At 31.4% G+C, this 1,787-nt stretch carries 1 pseudogene; it reads right to left on the reverse strand.

Annotated features, from left to right (window positions below):
- Nucleotides 1-1,787, reverse strand: a pseudogene (locus MBFIL_RS10795) (hypothetical protein); the annotation flags it as partial.

The following is a 1,787-nucleotide window of genomic DNA, read 5'->3' on the forward strand; positions in this document are numbered from 1 at the left end:
TTGGTAATTCCCACAACAAAGTATTTATCAGGAGTAAATGGAGTACCATTTGCCATTATGCTTGGAGTGTTATCTCCCCACCAATTATAATCAAGGACTGAATCATCACCATTATCCTCTAAATCAAAAGTACTTGAGGTAGTATTGTTTATATCACTTTCTTTTTTATTGGTATTGTTAAATATACGGCTGTAGGAGATGTTGGTGTTAGAAATACTATTATTAATTATGATAGGTAAATCATTGTTAAAAACATTGGATCTGTACAATACTCCATTGTTTCCATCAAAGTAGATGGGTTGGTCGTTTAAAGTGAAATTTGATTGGATGATAGTTGTGTATTCTCCACTTGTGTATATTCCACCAGCTGTTGAAGCAGTGTTACTTATGAAATTAGAATTGTTAACAATTAAATTATCCACTGTGTTGTAAATGGCTCCACCATAGTTAAGAGCAGAATTGTTTGTGAAATTAGAATCTTGGATGTTTATTGAGCCAGTATTATCAATGTATATTGCACCAGCACTATTTGCTATAGCTGTGTTGTTTGTGAAATTAGAGTTAGATATGATTGAATTATTTTCTACGTGTAGATAAATAGCTCCAGCACCATCACCACTATCATTAAAAGCAGTGTTGTTAGAGAATTCACTGTTGTTTATATGAACATCATAAGCCCATAAATATAATGCTCCACCAGTATGATAAGCATAATTATCGCGGAAAGTTGAATTAGTAATACTAAATATTGCTCCATCATCAGTATATCCATACCGAATTGCACCGCCATCACCTTCAAAAGCTGTGTTGTTAAGGAAACTAGAATTAATTATATATGCATTAATACCCCAAATATCAACAGCACCAGAATATTTAGCAGAATTATTCATAAAAATGGAATCAATAATTGTTAAATTAGAATCATCATTATAATAATCATAATAAAGAGCACCAGCGTCACCATCTATTGCATTATTATTTATGAAACTAGTATTACTGATAATTACATTAGGGAAGTAAATGTATAATGCACCACGGCTATAAGCAGCCGTATTATTCATAAAAACAGAATCAATAATATTTAAAGTAGCATTATCATAACTATATTCTACAAATAATGCTCCACCTTCACCATCATCTGCAGTGTTATTAATAAAGCTAGTGTTAGTGATATTAACATTGTTACCGTAAATAGAAGCAGCACCACGACTATTAGCAGAATTGTTAATGAAAACTGAATCGTTGATTGTTAAGTTGGAGTTTTCATTGCCCAGATCAAAGTAAACAGCACCAACTTCACCCTCATCTGCAAGGTTATTTATGAAACTAGAGTTAACCACAATTATATTATTACCATAAACATATCCTGCTCCATTACTCCATCTAGCATAATTGTTATTGAATATGCAGTCTTTTATAAGTAGAATAGAATCATCATTTCCATTATCATAATAGAAAGCACCTCTATCTCCATCTAAAGCACTGTTATTTGAGAATGTGGAATTAATAACAGAAGCATTATGAGCAACTAGATATAGTGCACCCACACTGTAGTAGGCAGTATTGTTAATAAAGTTGGAATTTTTAATTAATGCAGTGGAATTGGCATCCCAGTGATCCATATAGATAGCACCAACTTCACCATCGAATGCATTGTTATTCAGGAAATTAGAATTAATAACAGTTAAATTAAATCCATTAGTAAAAATTGCAGCAGTATAATTAGCATAATTATTGTTAAAAGTGGAATTCTGGACATATAATACTGTATTATTATCATAATAATT

Source organism: Methanobrevibacter filiformis (assembly GCF_001639265.1).
Lineage (GTDB): Archaea > Methanobacteriota > Methanobacteria > Methanobacteriales > Methanobacteriaceae > Methanacia > Methanacia filiformis.